Genomic DNA, 740 nt, shown 5'->3' with positions numbered 1-740 from the left:
GCAGGTTAGTACGTCCTTCATCGCCTCTGACTGCCAAGGCATCCACCATGTACGCTTAGTCACTTAACCATACAACCCCAAGAAGTGTCGTCGAACGACTCAGCTTGTTGCTGTACAACTTTCTTCCCGAAGGAAGGTGACCAAAATAAATTTTGGTTTTCGCCAAGAAGTTTCCAAAGCACTTGTAACAAATGTTTGAGAACTACTTTTTAAATCAGCTTTCCAGATTGTTAAAGAGCATGTTTTCCGAAGAAAACAGACATAAACATGACTGCTTATGTCTGTATTCTTAAGCAAGAGAAGTGGCGTCCCCTAGGGGATTCGAACCCCTGTTACCGCCGTGAAAGGGCGGTGTCCTAGGCCTCTAGACGAAGGGGACGAAAATCATGTCTTGCGAAGTACACTTCGCAATGATTTTCGTAAAGGCGACGTGCCGAGCCGGCGAGGCCGAGCGGCATATTGCCTTTAGCGCTGTTCGCTGTTATCGCTAACTCTGGCTTGGGTAACGACTTGCATCGTTATTCACATCCCAACCCAACGAACGGGCTTCTCTCGTTTGGCTTTCGCCAAACAAGCACTGACGCTTGCGCATCAGGTCTTTGCTCTAACTACTTTGAATCAAGGCAATCTGTGTGAACACTCAACAACACGACATCTTAAGGTAAGGAGGTGATCCAACCCCAGGTTCCCCTAGGGTTACCTTGTTACGACTTCACCCCAGTCATGAATCACACCGTGGT

At 47.7% G+C, this 740-nt stretch carries 1 tRNA gene and 1 rRNA gene; both read right to left on the bottom strand.

Going from position 1 to position 740, the window contains the following annotated elements:
• Window positions 1–303: 303 nt before the first annotated feature.
• Window positions 304–379 (bottom strand) — tRNA-Glu (locus tag ACW5W4_RS18860).
• A gap of 283 nt (window positions 380–662) precedes the next feature.
• Window positions 663–740: ribosomal RNA gene (locus ACW5W4_RS18855) — 16S ribosomal RNA — on the bottom strand; the annotation flags it as partial.

It is taken from the genome of Aeromonas crassostreae (assembly GCF_054052445.1).
The sequence above is the reverse complement of the archived record's forward strand: the minus strand, read 5'-3'. Positions and strand labels throughout refer to the sequence as shown.